The following is a 17,249-nucleotide window of genomic DNA, read 5'->3' as shown; positions in this document are numbered from 1 at the left end:
ACGTCCTCGAGCGCCGGACCGGCTGGGGACGCCCGGCCCGCCCGACCCCACAGACGCATCGCACGTCCACATGGACGCTTCCGTCCTCAAACGCCGGACAGGCCGGATGTGCCGGGTGGGCTGGAAGGGGCTCGGGTTGGGACGGTCTCGTCAGTCCTTCGCGAGGACGAACGACGCTCGCTGGACCGCCTCGCCCGGGGTCTTCGCCTCCAGGAGATACGTTCCCGGGCCGGCCTTGCCGGCCGGCGGGGTCGCACAGCCGGGGGCCGACAGCGTGCGGTTCCAGTCGACCGTGTGGATCACCGTCGCGCCCGCCGGAACCTTCAGGAACAGCGGACCGGCCGCGGCGGGGCAGTCCTTCGAGGACCAGATCGGATCGTCGTCCTCGCCGCCGGCCTCGGTGACCGTGAGGACCGCGCTCTTCGGCCCGAGGTCGGCCTTGCACGCGGCAGACGAGGTGTTCTTCGCGATCAGTTCGAACTTCGGCTTGTCGTCGGGGCCGTAACTGACCTTCGTCCGCAGGCTCAACCGCACCGCGTCGGGCTTGCACTCGGCGAGCGGGGAGCCGGCCGGGACCTGTTGGCCCGCCGTGCCGCCGCCGCCCGCACCGGCCGTGTCCGCACCGCCCGTTGACGCCCCGTCGGACGAAGCCCCGTCGCCCGCGCCACCGGAGGACGCGCCCGCGCCACCGTCGGGGCCGCCCGGTCCGCCGGAGCCCCCGGAGCCGCCGTTCTCACCCGACTCGTCTCGGCCGCCCGGCTGTTGGCTGATCGCGGGGCCCGAGCCCGACGGCCCGGGAGTGATCGACTCGACCGGATCGGAGCCGCCGGACTTGCCGTCGTTCCGGCTTCCCCCACCGCCTCCGGACGTCACGCCCCAGGCGATCAACACGGCGAGCAGCGCAACCAGAAGTCCCGCTACCGCCCTTCGTCGCCAGTAGATGCTGGAGGGAAGCGGACCGACCGGATTGCGCATAGATCCCACGTCCCGAACTCTACGAGAGATCCGGACCGACTCAGGCCCCACCCGCCGCTCCGGCGCCAAGTTTTGCCGATCATCATCACGGGGATCCGGTCACAGGGGACAGAACGGGTGGCGTTGTCCCCTCCTGGGCCGCCGCGTGGGCCGACACTCCCGTGCCCGTGACCGCCGCTCCCTCTTCCGTGCCAGGATCGTCCGTGCGATGACTGCCATGACTTCGACACAGACGCCCCCCGCCGCCTCCCTCCACACCCCCGTCATCGGGTGGTTCGAGCAGCATGCCCGCGATCTGCCCTGGCGCCGCCCCGAAGCGGGCGCCTGGGGCGTGATGGTCAGCGAGTTCATGCTGCAGCAGACCCCGGTGAGCCGGGTCCTCCCGGTGTACGAACAGTGGCTCGCCCGCTGGCCCCGCCCCGCCGACCTGGCCGCCGAGGCGCCCGGGGAGGCGGTCCGCGCCTGGGGCCGGCTCGGCTACCCGCGCCGTGCGCTGCGCCTGCACGGGGCGGCGCAGGCGATAACGGAACGGCACGGCGGCGATGTGCCGAGCGAGCACGCCCAGCTGCTGGCGCTGCCCGGGATCGGCGAGTACACGGCGGCGGCCGTGGCCTCGTTCGCGTACGGACAGCGGCACGCGGTGCTCGACACGAACGTCCGCCGGGTGTTCGCCCGCGCCGCCTCCGGGGTCCAGTACCCGCCGAACGCGACCACGGCCGCCGAGCGCAAGCTCGCGCGGGCGCTGCTGCCCGATGAGGACGAGCGGGCGGCGCGCTGGGCGGCGGCCACGATGGAGCTGGGCGCCCTCGTGTGCACCGCGCGCAACGAGGACTGCGACCGGTGCCCGATCGCCTCGCGGTGCGCCTGGCGGCTGGCCGGGAAGCCGGCGCACCAGGGTCCGCCGCGCAAGGGCCAGACGTACGCCGGCACCGACCGCCAGGTGCGCGGGCGGCTGCTGGCGGTGTTGCGGGACTCGGTGAGCCCCGTGGCCCAGGCCGCGCTGGACGCGGTGTGGGAGGAGCCGGTGCAGCGGGCCCGCGCGCTGGACGGGCTGGTGGCCGACGGACTGGTCGAGCCACTGGCCGACGGCCGGTACCGGCTGCCGCTGACCTGATCCCCTAGCTCCGGGGCCGTGAGTCCGTGGTCCGCGGCCACCGGCCCCGGTCCGCGGGGAACCCCTTCTCCTGCGCTGTTACACAACCGATGGGCAGCCGTGCACCGGCCTACGGCTGCTCCGCACATCGCCGTGACAACGCCTCCGTAGCGTCTCCGACAGCAGGCCGGCCGGACCGCGGAACACCCGCGGCCCGGCGGTGACACGGGGATGTTCGGGGACGGAGGCGGTTGTCATGGCGCAGGGCGAGGTGCTCGCGTTCGAGGACTACGTACGCACACGGCAGGAGGCGCTGCTGCGCAGCGCGCGCCGTCTGGTTCCCGACCCCGTGGATGCCCAGGACCTGCTGCAGACCGCCCTGGTGCGCACCTACGGCCGCTGGGACGGCATCGCCGACAAGTCGCTGGCCGACGCCTATCTGCGCCGTGTCATGATCAACACCCGTACGGAGTGGTGGCGGGCGCGCAAGCTCGAAGAGGTGCCGACCGAGCAGCTGCCCGACGCGAGTGTCGAGGACGGCAGCGAGCAGCGCGCCGACCGCGCCCTGCTGATGGACATCCTGGGCATTCTGGCTCCCAAGCAGCGCAGCGTCGTCGTGCTGCGACACTGGGAGCAGATGAGCACGGAGGAGACGGCCGCGGCGCTCGGCATGTCGGCCGGTACGGTCAAGAGCACGCTGCACCGGGCCCTGGCACGGTTGCGCCAGGAGCTGGAGAGCCGCGATCTGGTCAGCCGCGAGGCGGTCGCCCGGGAGACCGGGGGCCACCGGAGCGCGGCGCCGGTCACCTCCGCCCGTGTCCCCGCCCAGCGGTCGCCCGTCACGACGGTGCCGGGGGCGAGGGCACACACACAGGCGCAGCGCGACGGGCGTCACGACGAGCGGGGGATGGAGCGGTGCGCGGCCTGAGTGGCAGCAGCGGCGGCGGGGGCGGCTTCGGGGACGATTCCTCGGGCAGCGTTTCCGGAAGTGGCCCTGCGTCGAGTGATTCCTCCACCAGCAGATCCTCCGTGAGTGGTTCATCCCTCAGTGGTTCCGGGGGCTCGGACGACGGCGACGATCCGGGGAGATCGGGCCGGAGCCGGGGGCTCCGGAGCGGTATGGCGGCGAGTGGCACGGCCTTGGCCGGACTCGTCGCCTTCGGGCTGTTCGGCGTCGGCTGCTCCACGGGCGGCACCGGCACCCGGGACGAGGGCCCCGCCGGCAGTCAGCCGGTCGCCCAGATCACCCCCCAGGCCAGCCCTTCCGGCACGACACCGCCGGTCAGGCGGGTCGACGCCGTGCGGCTGCTCAAGGGTGACCCCAAGGTGGGCGAGCAGGTCAGGGACGGGCTCAAGCCCTGCGCGGGCAAGGCCTACCCGATCGACACCTCCTACGGATCGATGACGGGCGGCCGGGCCGCCGACGTGGTGGTCAACGTGATGAGCTGCGCCGACTCGGTGGGCGTCGGAACGTATGTGTACCGGGCGGACGGCGACGGCTCGTACAAGAACGTCTTCGCGGCCGAGGTCCCCGCCGTCTACGGAACGATCGACCGGGGCGACCTGGTGGTGACGACCCAGGTCTACGGGTCGAAGGATCCGCTGGCGTACCCCTCCGGCTCGGAGGTGGTCACCTACCGTTGGGCGAGCGACCGCTTCACCGAGCACGACCGGGTGCACAACGACTTCAGCCGTGCCGTCGAGGGCACGGACGGCGAGCTGCCGGTGCAGTCGGAGCCGGTGGACCCGGTGGAACCGGTTCCGTCGGAGGCGCCGGTGGAGCAGGGCAGGAATTGAGACCGGAAGGCACGAAGCCGTGCCGGTGGAACCGGGCGGGAACCGAAAGCGAGAAGCAGCCCCATGGCCGAGACCCACGTCCTCTTCGTCGAGGACGACGACGTCATCCGCGAGGCCACCCAGCTCGCCCTGGAGCGGGTCGGCTTCACGGTCACCGCGATGCCCGACGGGCTCTCCGGTCTGGAGGCGTTCCGCGCCGACCGGCCGGACATCGCCCTGCTCGACGTGATGGTGCCGGGTCTTGACGGGGTGAGCCTGTGCCGCCGTATCCGGGACGAGTCGACCGTTCCGGTGATCATGCTCTCCGCGCGGGCCGACTCGATCGACGTGGTGCTGGGCCTGGAGGCCGGGGCCGACGACTACGTCACCAAGCCCTTCGACGGGGCTGTCCTGGTGGCCCGCATCCGGGCGGTGCTGCGCCGCTTCGGCCACGCGGCCGGGCCGGACGGGCTGGGCCAGGGCGGTACGGAGGGGGACGCCGGGACGTTCGGCGGGGTGCTGGTCTTCGGTGACCTGGAGGTCGACACGGACGGCATGGAGGTGCGGCGCGCCGGTGAGCAGGTGGCGCTGACGCCCACCGAGATGCGGCTGCTGCTGGAGTTCTCGTCCGCGCCGGGCACCGTCCTGTCCCGCGACAAGCTCCTGGAGCGGGTCTGGGACTACGGCTGGGGCGGTGACACCCGGGTCGTGGACGTCCACGTCCAGCGGCTGCGCACCAAGATCGGCCAGGACCGGATCGATACGGTCCGCGGCTTCGGCTACAAGCTGCGCGGATGAAGCGACTGGCCCTGCGGACCGGAGTCCGCTGGAAGATCAGCATCGCCATCGCGGCGGTGGGCGCGCTCGTCGCGGTGGCACTGAGCCTCGTGGTGCACAACGCGGCCCGCGTCTCGATGATCGAGAACGCCCGCGAGGTGCAGCTGGAGCGGCTGCTGGGCGCCCAGCGGTTCTACGAGGCGACGAGCATGCAGAAGGGCGGGCCGAAGTTCGGGGCGAAGCTCAACGACCCGACGATCCCGCCGAGCCTGCGTGACGAGGTCCGCAAGAACCGCCGGGCCACCCATGTGACACAGGGCCCCGACGGGGTCCCCGAGGTCTGGGCCGCGGTGCCGCTGGCGGGCGGGGACGTGCTCTCGCTGCACTCCCGGTTCGCGGACCGCTCCGCCACGATCATGGACGACCTGGACCGGGCCCTGCTCATCGGCTCGGTCTCGGTGGTCTTCGGCGGCTGCGCGCTCGGGGTCCTCATCGGCGGCCAGCTCTCGCGCCGGCTGCGCAAGGCGGCGGCCGCGGCGGGCCGGGTCGCCCAGGGGCAGACGGACGTACGGGTCAGGGAGGCCGTCGGCGGGGTCGTCCGCGACGAGACCGACGAGCTGGCGCGGGCGGTCGACGCGCTGACCGACGCGCTGAACGAGCGGATCGAGGCGGAGCGCCGGGTCACCGCGGACATCGCCCATGAGCTGCGTACCCCGGTGACCGGGCTGCTCACGGCGGCCGAGCTGCTGCCGCCGGGCCGCCCCACCGAGCTGGTACGGGACCGGGCGCAGGCGATGCGGACGCTGGTCGAGGACGTGCTGGAGGTGGCGCGCCTGGACAGCGCCTCGGAGCGGGCGGAGCTCCAGGAGCTGCCGCTCGGCGAGTTCGTCAGCCGCCGGATAGGCGTGCTGAACCCCGAGGTGACCGTGCGGGTGGTGCACGAGTCGTGGGTCTCCACCGATCCGCGCCGGCTGGAGCGCATCCTGGGCAATCTGCTGGGGAACGCCGCCAAGCACGGCTCGACCCCGGTGGAGGTCACGGTCGAGGGCCGGGTGGTGCGGGTCCGCGACCACGGTCCGGGATTCCCGGAGGAGCTGCTGCGGGACGGGCCGAGCCGGTTCCGTACCGGAAGCATGGACCGGGCCGGGCACGGGCACGGGCTGGGCCTCACGATCGCGGCGGGCCAGGCAAGGGTGCTGGGGGCCCGGCTGACCTTCCGCAACGCGGCGCCCTCGGGCGCGGCGAAGGGCACGGGCGGGGCGATCGCGGTGCTGTGGCTGCCGGAGCACGCGCCGACGGTCACCGGGAGCTTCCCGGTGCTGCGGATGGCGGACCAGCGGCAGGCGTCGGACTGAGCCGGACACCCGGCGGAGGGTGCGGAACACCCGGCGGAGGGTGCGGAACACCCGGCGGAGGGTGCGGAACACCCGGCGGAGGGTGCGGAACACCCGGCGGTGAGCGGTGCGGGGAAACGCCCGGTGATGGGCGGTGCGGAACACCCGATGGTGGCCGGTGCGGGGAAAACGCCGACGGCGACCCCGAGGAGTGAGCCGTGAGGCTGTCCTCGACGTCGCCGTCGGACGGGTGGCCCGGGCGCACGCCCCGGGTACCGGGGTGTAACGGGTCCACTGACTCTTTTCGGTTGTGCTGCGCGCCCGCCGGGTCCCGGCGGGTGAGCGCGGTTACGCCGGCCGGATCAGATGGAGACGTGCACCGAGCGGAGGAACGCGGCCGGGTTCAGCGCCGAGCCGTAGTTCGGGCTGGTGCGGATCTCGAAGTGCAGGTGCGGGCCGCTGGAGTTTCCGGTGTTGCCGGACAGGGCGATCTTCTCGCCCGTCTTCACGGTCTGGCCGATCTTCACGTTGACCTTCGACAGGTGCGCGTACTGCGAGTACTTGCCGTTGGAGTGCTTGATCACGACGGCGTTGCCGTACGCGGGACCGTCACCGGCGCCGTTCGGGCCGGCCTTCACGACGGTGCCCTTGTGGGCGGCCGTGACCGTGGTGCCGATCGGCACGGCGAAGTCCTGGCCGGAGTGCTTGGCGGCCCAGCGGGCGCCACCGGTGCCGTAGCTGGCGGTCAGCGTGTACTTCTTGACCGGGGTCTTCCAGGAGGCGGCGTTCTTCTTCGCGGCCTTCTTCTTGTCCTCGGCCTTCTTCTTGGCGTCGGAGGCCTTCTTCGCGGTCGCCTTCTTGGCGGCCTCGGCGGCCTTGCCCTGCGCGGTCGCCTGCGCGGCGACGGAGTTGGCGGTCGTGCCCGCGGCCAGGGGAGCGGCGGCGGTCTCGGTGCCGCCGGAGGCGAACGCCGTTCCGGCACCCAGCACCACGGACGCTCCCAGGCCGGCGGCCAGGACGGCGCCACGGACGCGGAAGGCGGACGGGCGGATGGTGTGCTGGTTCGTTGCGCGCTTCATACGAGGAAGTCCTCCGAAGGTGAGTGGACCCGGCGTGCTGTCCGGGCTTGCTCCACCTTGGTAACCCGCACCCCCGCCGGTGCTCAAACACCCCATCTACGAAGAAAAGCCGTAGAGAGGGCTGGGGGAATTCATCGCTCTTGTCCTCTTACGGGAAGGTCGCGCGGCCACGAAATCCTGCACGCGAAGGACGTTTAACGCCTGTTCCATGGGGCTCTTTCCGGACATGGCACCGCGAAAGGTCCGTATCGCCCAGAACCTCGGAAGGGCCCGCCGACGCCGGGCCGAAGGTCCCGCGACCGGTCACGGCCCCTTCTCCTAACCCGGGTAGTACCCCTGTTTCGGCCTGTGCGCCTTGTCACCGCCGGTGGGACCTTGGTCCTTCCGTTTCAGGACCTTCGACCCGCTACTTCACTACGCTGACGGGAAAGCGCACCGGACCCCGGGGGACCCCATGACGGCCGAGAACACCCACGTACCGGACACCCGCACACCGGGCACCCACTCGCTGGGCGCCCACGTACCGGGCGCCCACGCGCTGGACGGCATCGAGCTCGCCGACGCCGTCGCGTCCATCCGCAACCAGCTCATCGACGCGGCGGCCCGGGCCACGGACCACCCGGTCGCCTTCGCGGTCGGCGACATCCAGATGGAGTTCACCCTCGAACTGCGCCGGGAGGCCAGGGCGGGCGGCAAGGTGAAGGCCTGGGTGGTCGAGGCGGGCGCGGACGCCGCGCGCACCACGGGCCGCACGCACAAGGTGGCCTTCACCCTGACCCCGCGCAACGCCGCGACGGGCGAGGCCTGGGAGATCGGGACGGAGGACGACGGATCCACCGCGGGGTTCGGTGACGCGGCGGCGAGGCCGTGAGCACGGTGCAGCCGGCCGACCGCACGGTGGCCGTCTCCGCGATCCAGCAGGGCAGCGGCGTCCTGCTCACCGACCGGCTGGTCCTGACCTGCGCCCATGTGGTCAAGTCCGGGTCCGTCCTCATCGCGCACCCCGCCCTCCAGGACCGGGTGCGGGCGACCGTCGCCTGGATCGACTACCGGCTGGACGTGGCGCTGCTGGAGGCCGTCGAGCCCGTACGGGACGTTCCGCCCGTACGCCTCGGCGTGGTCGACACCCGCCAGGCGATACCCGGCTGCGAGATCACCGGCTTCCCGCGCGTCCAGCGCTACGGCCGGGACGGGCGGCTGGAGGCGGACCAGTACACGGCGACGGTCCTGCCCCTGGCGGGCCGGGTCCGCGACCTGCTGGTCTGCGATCTGGACAGCCCGCCCGCCGCACGCCCGGACGACGAGCCGGCCGCCCTGGCCGGGCTCTCGGGCGGCCCGGTCTTCATGGGGGACGTCCTGCTGGGCATCGCCCGCCAGGTCCCGCTCCAGCGCGACGGCCGCCGGGTCGAGTGCGTTCAGCTCGCCCCCGTCCTGGCGGCGAAGCCCTTCCGCCTCGTCTACGCGCGGACCGGGACCGAGCCACGCCACGAACGGGTGCACGGCAGCTTCCCGCGAGATCTGCGGTACGAGACGGAGTACGCCCAGGCGCTCGGCGTGGCCTACCGCCGTACGAAGATCTTCGGCCTGGACGAGCTGAGCCGGCACGACGCCGAGTGGGACCTGGACACCGCCTACCTCAGCCTGGAGGCCCTGGCGCAGACCCCGCCGGCCCGCGCCACGGGCCCCACCCGCTCACTCCCCCAGCGCATCGACGCCCTTCTCACCGGCCGTCCCCGGGTCCTGCTGCGCGGCGAGGCGGGCGCGGGCAAGACGACCCTGCTGTGGTGGCTCGCCTCGCACGCGTCGGCCCGGACCCTGGTCGACGCGCTGGCCCCGCTGAACGGACTGATCCCCTTCGTGGTGCCCCTGCGCACGCTGCGCGCCCGCGGCGGTACGTTCCCGGGGCCCGCGGAGCTGTCCGGCACGGCAGGACTGGTGATCGACACGGCCCCGGAGGGCTGGGCGGGCCGGGTCCTGGAGTCCGGCCGGGCGCTGCTCCTGGTGGACGGCCTGGACGAGGTGCCGCCGGAGGAACGCGAACAGGCCCACACCTGGCTCTCGCAGCTGCTGGCCCGCTACCCGGACACCCGGTGCGTGGCGACCGCACGGCCGCTGGCGGTGGAGCAGGACTGGCTGCGCTCCGAAGGCTTCGACGAGTTGCGCCTGCTGCCGATGCGGGACCAGGACATCCAGGCGTTCGTGGCCTCCTGGCACCGGGCGGCCCGGCTGTCGGAGGAGGACGACGCCGAGCGGCTGGACGAGCTGGAGCGCGACCTCTCCCGCCAGTTCGAGCAGAACCCCACGCTCCGTGACCTGGCCCGTACGCCGCTGCTCTGCGCGGTGATCTGCGCCCTGCACCGCCGCCGCGACGGCTTCCTCCCGGAGACCCGCTGGAAGCTGTACCGCTCGGCCCTGGAGATGCTGCTGGGCCACCGCGACCACCGCCGCCGGATCGGGGGCCCCGAGGGCATCGGCCTGGACGTCGAGGACGCCACCCAGCTTCTCCAGCGGATCGCCGTCTGGCTGGTCCGCGAGGGCCAGTCGGAGTTCACCCGGGAACAGGCCCTGCGCCAACTCGGCCGTGCGCTGGCGGGGATGGAACGGGTGAGCTCCCAGGGCCCGCCCGAGCAGATCCTCACCCACCTCCTCAACCGCAGCGGCCTGCTCCAGGAACACGGCGACGACATCTACCAGTTCATCCACCGCACCTTCCAGGACTTCCTGGCCGCGAAGGAGCTCATCGAGGACGACCACCTCAACGAACTGCTGCGGCACGCGGAGGAGGAACCCTGGCAGGACGTGATCCTGCTGGCCGCCGGGCATTGCGGACGACGTCAACTGGCCGTGCTGGTGGACGGATTGCTGGACGCGGGTCTGCGGCACGGAGAAGGAACGGTCTACCGGGCGGACCTCCATGTCCTGGCCGCACTGTGCGCGCAGCACGCGGCATGGCTGGACGCCGGCGCACGGAACCGGGTCAGGCGGAGCACGGAGGCGCTCCTGCCGCCGGGGAGCCATGCGTCGGCGGCCCTGCTGGCCCGGCTCGGGAGAACGGCGCTGGAGTTCCTGCCACAGCCCGGAAGCCTGCCCCCCGACGCTCCGGCCGCCCGGCGCACGGTCCAGCTGCTGGGCCTGATCGGCGGCCGCGAGGCCATCCCGCACGCCCGCGCATGGGCCCGGGAACATCCGGACCTGGGCCTTGAGTTCATCGCCCATTGGGACAACTTCCCGCTGGACGTGTACGCGTCCGAGGTGCTGCGGTCCTGTTCGCTCGCGGGGGACTTCGTGACGGTCTCCCGCAGGCACATGGGGTATCTGCCCCGCCTGACGGACATCGACCAGCTCCTGGTGAGGGACGACCTGTCGGAGGAGGAGTTCGTGGCGGCCGTGGCGGAGCACCGGCTCATCGGGCTCGGGTTCGGCGACAACCGGCTGATCAGCGATCTCGGCATGATGCTGGCTTCCGTCGTGCCGAGCCTGGCTCTTCTTCACTTCACGAGATGCCCGGCCATCGAGGACTTCACGCCCCTCGCGGACTTCCCCGAGCTCGAAAGCTTCAGCCTCCGCCAGTGCGGGAAGGCCCGGCTCGACGAACTGCCGCCCCTTCCGCGCGTCCGCTTCCTGGGCCTGTACGACGACCGCCCGGTCACGCTGCGCGGCCTCGCGTCCTGGGAGGGGCTCACCTCACTCGCCGTCTCCCGGCTCGGCTCGTTCGCCGATGCCGCCGCGGAGCTGCGGGATCACGGGGGCGTCCTGGCGCTACGGCTCGTCGACCCCCCGTCGGCGGCCGACTGCGCGACCGTGGCCCCGCTGCCCTCCGTCCAGCACCTCATTCTCGACACCCACGGAGACGCGGAGAGCCTGGCCCTCCTGCGGCAGCTCTTCCCCGGGCTCCGGACACTCAGGCTGGACACCGAGGCCGGGCACCCGGCCGGCGACCTCGCCCCGCTGCACCGCAGCTGGCCGGAGCTCCAGGTGTCGGTGGCGGTCGACGGACAAGGGGCTGCCCCGGACCGGCCGTAAAGCCGATTCCGGGGCAGCCCCTCACGTTGTGCCCTATGCGGGCGTCACGCGTCCTTCGTGAGGTTCGGGCCGGCGCCGCCTGCCGCCTGCTCGATCGGCGGGACGTCGGGCAGAGCCGACTTCTCCTCGCCGCGGAAGGTGAACGTCTTCTCGTCACCCTCGCCCTCGGTGCCCACGACCACGATGTGACCGGGACGCAGCTCACCGAAGAGGATCTTCTCGGAGAGGATGTCCTCGATCTGCCGCTGGATCGTCCGGCGCAGCGGCCGGGCGCCCATCACGGGGTCGTAGCCCTTCTTCGCCAGCAGCGCCTTGGCCTCGGCACTGAGCTCGATGCCCATGTCGCGGTCCTTGAGACGCTCGTCGACCTTGTCGAGCATGAGGTCGACGATCTGGACGATGTCTTCCTCGGTCAGCTGGTGGAAGACCACCGTGTCGTCGACACGGTTGAGGAATTCCGGCCGGAAGTGCTGCTTGAGCTCTTCGTTGACCTTGGTCTTCATCCGCTCGTAGTTCGACTTGACGTCGCCCTGGGCGGCGAAGCCCAGGTTGAAGCCCTTCGAGATGTCCCGGGTCCCGAGGTTGGTCGTCATGATGATGACCGTGTTCTTGAAGTCCACGACCCGACCCTGGGAGTCGGTCAGGCGACCGTCCTCCAGAATCTGGAGCAGGGAATTGAAGATATCGGGGTGGGCCTTCTCGACCTCGTCGAAGAGGACGACGGAGAACGGCTTGCGGCGCACCTTCTCGGTGAGCTGCCCACCCTCCTCGTAGCCCACGTAGCCGGGGGGCGAACCGAAGAGGCGGGAAACCGTGTGCTTCTCGCTGAACTCCGACATGTCGAGGGAGATCAGCGCGTCCTCGTCGCCGAAGAGGAATTCGGCGAGCGTCTTGGAGAGCTCGGTCTTACCGACGCCGGACGGGCCGGCGAAGATGAACGAGCCACCGGGGCGCTTCGGGTCCTTCAGACCGGCTCGCGTACGGCGGATCGCCTGCGAAAGGGCCTTGATGGCGTCCTTCTGCCCGATGACGCGCTTGTGGAGCTCGTCCTCCATGCGCAGCAGACGGGAGGACTCCTCCTCCGTCAGCTTGAAGACCGGGATTCCGGTGGCCGTGGCCAGGACTTCGGCGATGAGCTCGCCGTCGACCTCGGCGACGACGTCCATGTCGCCGGCCTTCCATTCCTTCTCCCGCTTGGCCTTCGCCGCCAGCAGCTGCTTCTCCTTGTCACGGAGGGAAGCCGCCTTCTCGAAGTCCTGGGAGTCGATGGCCGACTCCTTGTCGCGGCGGACGCCCGCGATCTTCTCGTCGAACTCGCGGAGGTCCGGCGGCGCGGTCATCCGGCGGATGCGCATCCGGGAACCGGCCTCGTCGATCAGGTCGATCGCCTTGTCCGGCAGGAAGCGGTCCGAGATGTACCGGTCGGCCAGGGTCGCGGCCTGGACCAGCGCCTCGTCCGTGATGGAGACCCGGTGGTGCGCCTCGTAACGGTCGCGCAGACCCTTGAGGATCTCGATGGTGTGCGGCAGCGACGGCTCCGCGACCTGGATGGGCTGGAAGCGGCGCTCCAGGGCCGCGTCCTTCTCCAGGTGCTTGCGGTACTCGTCGAGCGTGGTGGCCCCGATGGTCTGGAGCTCACCGCGCGCCAGCATGGGCTTCAGGATCGAAGCCGCGTCGATGGCGCCTTCGGCGGCACCCGCGCCGACGAGCGTGTGGAGCTCGTCGATGAACAGGATGATGTCGCCGCGGGTGCGGATCTCCTTGAGGACCTTCTTCAGGCGCTCCTCGAAGTCACCCCGGTACCGGGAGCCGGCGACCAGGGCGCCGAGGTCCAGGGTGTAGAGGTGCTTGTCCTTGAGGGTCTCGGGCACCTCGCCCTTGACGATCGCCTGGGCCAGGCCCTCGACGACCGCCGTCTTGCCGACTCCGGGCTCGCCGATGAGGACCGGGTTGTTCTTGGTCCGGCGGGACAGCACCTGCATGACCCGCTCGATCTCCTTCTCGCGCCCGATGACCGGGTCGAGCTTGGACTCACGAGCGGCCTGGGTGAGGTTCCGGCCGAACTGGTCGAGCACCAGGGACGTGGAGGGCGTGCCCTCGGCGGGACCGCCTGCGGTGGCCGCCTCCTTGCCGCCCGAATACCCGGAAAGCAGCTGGATGACCTGCTGCCGGACCCGGTTCAGGTCGGCGCCCAGCTTCACGAGGACCTGGGCGGCGACGCCCTCGCCCTCGCGGATCAGGCCGAGCAGGATGTGCTCGGTGCCGATGTAGTTGTGGCCCAGCTGAAGTGCCTCGCGGAGCGACAGCTCCAGGACCTTCTTGGCTCGCGGAGTGAAGGGGATGTGCCCGGAAGGAGCCTGCTGCCCCTGCCCGATGATCTCCTCCACCTGCTGGCGGACCGCCTCGAGCGAAATCCCGAGGCTCTCCAGGGCCTTAGCGGCGACACCCTCACCCTCATGGATCAGGCCCAGGAGGATGTGCTCGGTGCCGATGTAGTTGTGGTTGAGCATCCGGGCTTCTTCCTGAGCCAGGACGACAACCCGCCGCGCGCGGTCGGTGAACCTCTCGAACATCGTTAATCGCTCCTCAGAGCGGTCGGTCAGTGAGGGGTCGGTCCCCTCCCAGTCCTTCCGCATGCTAGTCCCGCAGGACGGGACAGCTCATTCCAACTGCCGACATCCGTCCGGATCACCCCGCGCCGGGCGGGGATTCTTACTGCCGAACAGCTGACAACTGCTCCAACCCGATGGTGCGAGACGATGTTCCCGCAGGCCAGGCAGATACCCCTTTCGCCAGTACGCCGATGGCGAACGTGAGACGCCTCGGCCAGCGTGTCGCCCCTTCCCACTAGGAAAGTCTTACCCGCAATCACTGACAGTCCATGCGGCGCGCCCCGGTTCCCTCCGCTACGGGCGAACATCCTTGCGCTGCTGAATGCTCTCGCGCGCCCCCAAGGCCAGGACTGAACGTGACGCGGCGGGAACCCTGCGTAACTCCGGGGGTGGTTCGGCGGTTCATCGGACATGCCTCCCACCGTCCCTCAGCCCCGATCGTCACCCGATGCCGCTCCGGGTCCGGCCGATGCCGCACTCGCTCAGCGGTACGCGAGGGAGCTGGGCTGGGCCACCGCGGGACGGGCTCCGCTGCGACTGCTCACCGGGGCGCTCTTCGATGTGCTGGAGCTGCCCGCCGAGGCCGGTCACGCCGTGCTGCGGCGCGGGGTGCGCACCGGTCCCGCACTGCTGTCCGGTACGCGGATGGGGCTGCTGGTCGCCGCGGGCGGCGCCGATGAGCTGCCGGGGCTGCTCGACTGGCTGGAGTGGGGCCCGGTCGCACTCGACCTGACCGCCGTGGGCGCGGGGGGCCGCGTCACGGCCCCGCCTCTCCCGGGCGCCCCGGGGGACTCGCCGGGGGCCGCTGTGTGGCTGCGGCCCCCAGAGCCGAGGCGTGCGCCCGAGAGGATGCTGCCGGCCCTCGCGGGCTTCGGGAGCAGCGGTGGGGATGCCCCCGATCTCGTACGCCTGGTGGACGCCGCGGCAACCGAATGCCATCGGGTCCGACTGTCACGCGCCCGTTCCGGGGCGCCGACAAGGGGTGGAACGGATCAGCCGTTGGCCTTCTCGTAAGCCTCGCGGATCTCGGCGGGAACGCGGCCGCGGTCATTCACATTGTGGCCGTTCTCCCGCGCCCACCGGCGGATTTCCGCGGTGTCCTTGTTACCGCCGGCTACGGCGCGGCCCTTGCCACGGCCCGTGGCGGCACGGCCACCGGTGCGACGTCCACCCTTGGTGTAGGGCTCGAGAAGGCCACGAAGCTTGTCCGCGTTGGCCGTGGTGAGGTCGATCTCGTACGTCTTGCCGTCAAGGGCGAACGTGACGGTCTCATCGGCCTCGACGCCGTCGAGGTCATCGACAAGAAGGACCTGAACCTTCTGTGCCACGGGATTTCCTTTCATCGAAAATGGAGTACGCGGAAAGGAAACCGCTTTTCTCTCGAAAACACAAACCCCCTGCAGAGGTTCAGCAGCCGGAGAAGACGGGAAACGTGCGCGATTCGGACATAGGGTTGCAGGTCCTTCTGCAGATCACAGGTGCAGAAGCATCCGGCTGTTGCCCAAGGTGTTCGGCTTCACTCGTTCGAGACCGAGGAACTCCGCGACACCCTCGTCGTACGAACGCAGGAGCTCACTGTAGACATCGGTGTCAACAGGCGTCTCCCCGATCTCGACGAAGCCGTGCTTCGCGAAGAAGTCCACTTCGAAGGTGAGACAGAAAACCCTGCGGACACCGAGCCATCGCGCGGTCTGCAAGAGCTTGTCCAGTACGTGATGCCCGACTCCCCCGCCCTTGATGCGGGGGTCGACGGCAAGGGTCCGCACTTCCGCCAGGTCTTCCCACATGACATGAAGTGCGCCGCAGCCGATGACCGTCGCGTCCTCGTCGCGTTCCGCCACCCAGAACTCCTGGATGTCCTCGTAAAGGGTGACGGTCGCTTTGTCGAGCAGGATGCCTCCGGACACGTACCCGTCGAGGAGTCGTCGTACGGACGCGACATCACTCGTCCTGGCCCGTCGGACGGTGATCGCGGGCTTATTTACCGACGGGTCGGTATGGAGTTCGGTATCCGGATCGTTTTGCGGCTGCTCTGAGGACATGCCCCGACGCTATCTCCCGCTCTCCGGCGGCACGTCATCGGCCGGGGCGTCATCTCCGGTGGCACCGGCGGTCGGTTCCGCGGGGTTGCCGGGGGTTTCGGCGAGGTTGGGGGAAACCATGCGAACAGCGTCCTGCAGTGCTTCGCGCTGTTCGGCGGACATCATGCCGAAGAACGCGACAAGAGCGGCGGCGGGGTTGTCGCTGCGCGACCACGCTTCGTTCATCAGTGCGGCCGAGTAGGCGGCCCTGGTGGAGACGGCCGTATATCGATAGGCCCGGCCGTCGACTTCCCTGCGGACCCAGCCCTTCTGATGGAGATTGTCCATTACCGTCATCACGGTCGTGTAGGCGATGGACCGTTCCTGCTGAAGGTCCTCAAGGACTTCCCGCACGGTGACCGGTCGGTTCCATTGCCAGACGCGTGTCATCACGGCGTCTTCGAGGTCTCCCAATTGGCGGGGCACAGGATCACTTTAGTGCCAGATGTCCTGAATGATCCTGTATTTACGCAGCAAAAGAGCGCACGGCTCCGACGAGTCGTGCGCTCCGGGGTGCGCGTCGAGGGGATCGCGGGGCGGGCGGACCGCTCGCGCGATCAGACATTCTCCGGACGAGCGGTCTGCTTCACGGATTCCGCGCGGGCGAGCGCCGCGTCCACCACGGCGTCCTCCTTGGTCTTGTTCGGACCACCCTGGCTCTTGACGATGATCACGATCAGGGAGACGAAGAAGACGGCCATCACCACGGGGGGCACGAGCGCGGATACGTAGTCCATGCCGTCCAGAGTAGCGAGCCCGGAACGGCCCGACGCGGCGACCTCCCGGTGGGAGGCCGCCGCGTCGGACGCCGAACGGAGGTCAGCCGGCCGCCCGCTCCTCGGACGGCGGCGGCGCGGGACGGCGGCGCGGCGGGAAGACCTCGGAGGGCTTGGGCATCGGACGGTCGCCGGGTTTCCGCGGGTGGTCCGGGGTTGCCGGGGTCCTGGGCCGGTCCGGTTCCCGGTCGGCGGCGCGGCCGCCGGGCAGGGCGAGCAGCCGGCTGCGGGGCCCGGGGGCCGTGAGCCCCGCGGAGCGGCCGGCGAGCCGGGCCCGTACGGAACGCTCGGCGAGCACCTGGCAGCGCTCCAGGAGGGCCGCCGCGAGCCGCCCGCCGCGCAGGGCCCGCAGGGCGGCCAGATCGTCCGGGCGGGGGTCGTAGCCGGCCGCCAGGGCGTCCTGGAGCAGCTCCAGGTAGCCGGCGGCGGAGCCGGGGAGGGCGTTGCGGTAGCGGGCGAGGTCGGCGAGGAGGAACGCTCGCAGCCGACCCGCCTCGCCGGCCGCCTCGTCCACGGAGCCGGCGAGCCGCAGGCAGTCCTGGACGTCCTCGTCGGACAGGGGCATGGGGTGGAGGGCGATGGCGAGGGCACGTCGGAGCACCCGCAGCTCGTCCGCGCTGAACGCCATGCCGCCTCGTGAACCGTAGGGCGTGGGCATAACGCGACAATACGTGCTAAATGGACAAAATCCGTTTAACTGGTCGTCGGTGGCGCGGCGTACCC

The 17,249-nt window shown here is 70.9% G+C and carries 16 protein-coding genes; 8 read left to right on the top strand and 8 right to left on the bottom strand.

Annotated features, from left to right (window positions below):
• Positions 1–150 precede the first annotated feature (150 nt).
• A complete protein-coding gene (locus tag HET64_RS14705; RefSeq protein WP_215105612.1) occupies positions 151–891 on the bottom strand; it encodes a hypothetical protein in 741 nt (246 codons plus the stop codon).
• A 292-nt stretch (positions 892–1,183) separates the two neighbouring features.
• Between HET64_RS14705 and HET64_RS14700 the strand changes: the two genes are divergently transcribed.
• The 5 genes from HET64_RS14700 (at position 1,184) to cseC (ending at position 5,976) form a co-directional block, all read left to right on the top strand.
• Positions 1,184–2,089 carry an A/G-specific adenine glycosylase gene (locus tag HET64_RS14700; RefSeq protein ID WP_215105610.1) on the top strand — a complete coding sequence of 302 codons (906 nt, stop codon included), beginning with the start codon at positions 1,184–1,186 and terminating at the stop codon, positions 2,087–2,089.
• Between the two features lie 235 nt (positions 2,090–2,324).
• Complete coding sequence (locus tag HET64_RS14695; protein WP_215105608.1) at positions 2,325–2,996, top strand: SigE family RNA polymerase sigma factor; 672 nt, start codon at positions 2,325–2,327, stop codon at positions 2,994–2,996.
• Positions 2,997–3,187: 191 nt separating this feature from the next.
• The gene (locus tag HET64_RS14690) at positions 3,188–3,865 is read left to right on the top strand and encodes a hypothetical protein (protein WP_215105606.1); all 678 of its coding nucleotides are present in this window, start codon (positions 3,188–3,190) and stop codon (positions 3,863–3,865) included.
• A 63-nt stretch (positions 3,866–3,928) separates the two neighbouring features.
• A complete protein-coding gene (gene cseB / locus HET64_RS14685) occupies positions 3,929–4,642 on the top strand; it encodes a two-component system response regulator CseB (protein ID WP_215105604.1) in 714 nt (237 codons plus the stop codon).
• Entirely contained in the window at positions 4,639–5,976 is a 1,338-nt protein-coding gene (cseC, locus tag HET64_RS14680) for a two-component system sensor histidine kinase CseC (protein WP_215105602.1), read from the top strand. Before cseB ends, cseC begins: the two co-directional genes overlap by 4 nt.
• 341 nt (positions 5,977–6,317) lie before the next feature.
• Here the strand turns inward: cseC and HET64_RS14675 are convergent, their stop codons facing one another.
• Positions 6,318–7,034: a M23 family metallopeptidase gene (locus HET64_RS14675; protein ID WP_215105600.1), complete on the bottom strand. Its 717-nt coding sequence runs from the start codon at positions 7,032–7,034 to the stop codon at positions 6,318–6,320.
• A gap of 454 nt (positions 7,035–7,488) precedes the next feature.
• On the opposite strand from HET64_RS14675, the gene HET64_RS14670 reads away from it, so the two are divergent.
• Both HET64_RS14670 and HET64_RS14665 read left to right on the top strand, forming a co-directional pair.
• Positions 7,489–7,905: a trypco2 family protein gene (locus HET64_RS14670; protein WP_251145314.1), complete on the top strand. Its 417-nt coding sequence runs from the start codon at positions 7,489–7,491 to the stop codon at positions 7,903–7,905.
• The gene (locus tag HET64_RS14665; RefSeq protein WP_215105598.1) at positions 7,902–11,057 is read left to right on the top strand and encodes a serine protease; all 3,156 of its coding nucleotides are present in this window, start codon (positions 7,902–7,904) and stop codon (positions 11,055–11,057) included. Before HET64_RS14670 ends, HET64_RS14665 begins: the two co-directional genes overlap by 4 nt.
• Before the next feature lie 44 nt (positions 11,058–11,101).
• Here HET64_RS14665 and HET64_RS14660 read toward each other — a convergent pair whose 3' ends face one another.
• On the bottom strand, positions 11,102–13,630 hold the full coding sequence (locus HET64_RS14660; protein ID WP_215105596.1) for an ATP-dependent Clp protease ATP-binding subunit: 2,529 nt from the start codon (positions 13,628–13,630) through the stop codon (positions 11,102–11,104).
• A gap of 450 nt (positions 13,631–14,080) precedes the next feature.
• Between HET64_RS14660 and HET64_RS14655 the strand changes: the two genes are divergently transcribed.
• Positions 14,081–14,683: an SCO3374 family protein gene (locus tag HET64_RS14655; RefSeq protein WP_215105594.1), complete on the top strand. Its 603-nt coding sequence runs from the start codon at positions 14,081–14,083 to the stop codon at positions 14,681–14,683.
• On the opposite strand, the gene HET64_RS14650 is transcribed toward HET64_RS14655, so the two are convergent.
• The 5 genes from HET64_RS14650 to HET64_RS14630 all read right to left on the bottom strand — a co-directional run bounded on the left by HET64_RS14650 (position 14,662) and on the right by HET64_RS14630 (position 17,154).
• On the bottom strand, positions 14,662–14,997 hold the full coding sequence (locus HET64_RS14650) for an Lsr2 family protein (protein ID WP_003968298.1): 336 nt from the start codon (positions 14,995–14,997) through the stop codon (positions 14,662–14,664). The two genes, HET64_RS14655 and HET64_RS14650, sit on opposite strands and share 22 nt — an antisense overlap.
• Positions 14,998–15,141: 144 nt before the next feature.
• Complete coding sequence (locus HET64_RS14645) at positions 15,142–15,711, bottom strand: amino-acid N-acetyltransferase (protein WP_251145313.1); 570 nt, start codon at positions 15,709–15,711, stop codon at positions 15,142–15,144.
• Positions 15,712–15,720: 9 nt separating this feature from the next.
• Positions 15,721–16,176: a BlaI/MecI/CopY family transcriptional regulator gene (locus HET64_RS14640; RefSeq protein WP_215105593.1), complete on the bottom strand. Its 456-nt coding sequence runs from the start codon at positions 16,174–16,176 to the stop codon at positions 15,721–15,723.
• Between the two features lie 131 nt (positions 16,177–16,307).
• Entirely contained in the window at positions 16,308–16,487 is a 180-nt protein-coding gene (locus HET64_RS14635; protein ID WP_215105591.1) for a hypothetical protein, read from the bottom strand.
• 82 nt (positions 16,488–16,569) lie between these two features.
• Complete coding sequence (locus HET64_RS14630; protein WP_215105623.1) at positions 16,570–17,154, bottom strand: hypothetical protein; 585 nt, start codon at positions 17,152–17,154, stop codon at positions 16,570–16,572.
• Positions 17,155–17,249 lie beyond the last annotated feature (95 nt).

Origin of the sequence: Streptomyces sp. McG3 (assembly GCF_018619185.1) — a bacterium.
Classification (GTDB): Bacteria; Actinomycetota; Actinomycetes; order Streptomycetales; family Streptomycetaceae; genus Streptomyces.
This window is presented reverse-complemented; position numbering and strand designations above follow the sequence as displayed.

Excerpts from the sequence above, each read along its gene's own strand:
- HET64_RS14700 (WP_215105610.1), top strand. The coding sequence starts at position 1,184 with ATGACTGCCATGACTTCGACACAGACGCCCCCCGCCGCCTCCCTCCAC.
- HET64_RS14695 (WP_215105608.1), top strand. The coding sequence starts at position 2,325 with ATGGCGCAGGGCGAGGTGCTCGCGTTCGAGGACTACGTACGCACACGG.
- HET64_RS14690 (WP_215105606.1), top strand. The coding sequence starts at position 3,188 with ATGGCGGCGAGTGGCACGGCCTTGGCCGGACTCGTCGCCTTCGGGCTG.
- cseB (WP_215105604.1), top strand. The coding sequence starts at position 3,929 with ATGGCCGAGACCCACGTCCTCTTCGTCGAGGACGACGACGTCATCCGC.
- cseC (WP_215105602.1), top strand. The coding sequence starts at position 4,639 with ATGAAGCGACTGGCCCTGCGGACCGGAGTCCGCTGGAAGATCAGCATC.
- HET64_RS14675 (WP_215105600.1), bottom strand. The coding sequence starts at position 7,034 with ATGAAGCGCGCAACGAACCAGCACACCATCCGCCCGTCCGCCTTCCGC.
- HET64_RS14670 (WP_251145314.1), top strand. The coding sequence starts at position 7,489 with ATGACGGCCGAGAACACCCACGTACCGGACACCCGCACACCGGGCACC.
- HET64_RS14660 (WP_215105596.1), bottom strand. The coding sequence starts at position 13,630 with ATGTTCGAGAGGTTCACCGACCGCGCGCGGCGGGTTGTCGTCCTGGCT.
- HET64_RS14655 (WP_215105594.1), top strand. The coding sequence starts at position 14,081 with ATGCCTCCCACCGTCCCTCAGCCCCGATCGTCACCCGATGCCGCTCCG.
- HET64_RS14645 (WP_251145313.1), bottom strand. The coding sequence starts at position 15,711 with ATGTCCTCAGAGCAGCCGCAAAACGATCCGGATACCGAACTCCATACC.
- HET64_RS14635 (WP_215105591.1), bottom strand. The coding sequence starts at position 16,487 with ATGGACTACGTATCCGCGCTCGTGCCCCCCGTGGTGATGGCCGTCTTC.
- HET64_RS14630 (WP_215105623.1), bottom strand. The coding sequence starts at position 17,154 with ATGGCGTTCAGCGCGGACGAGCTGCGGGTGCTCCGACGTGCCCTCGCC.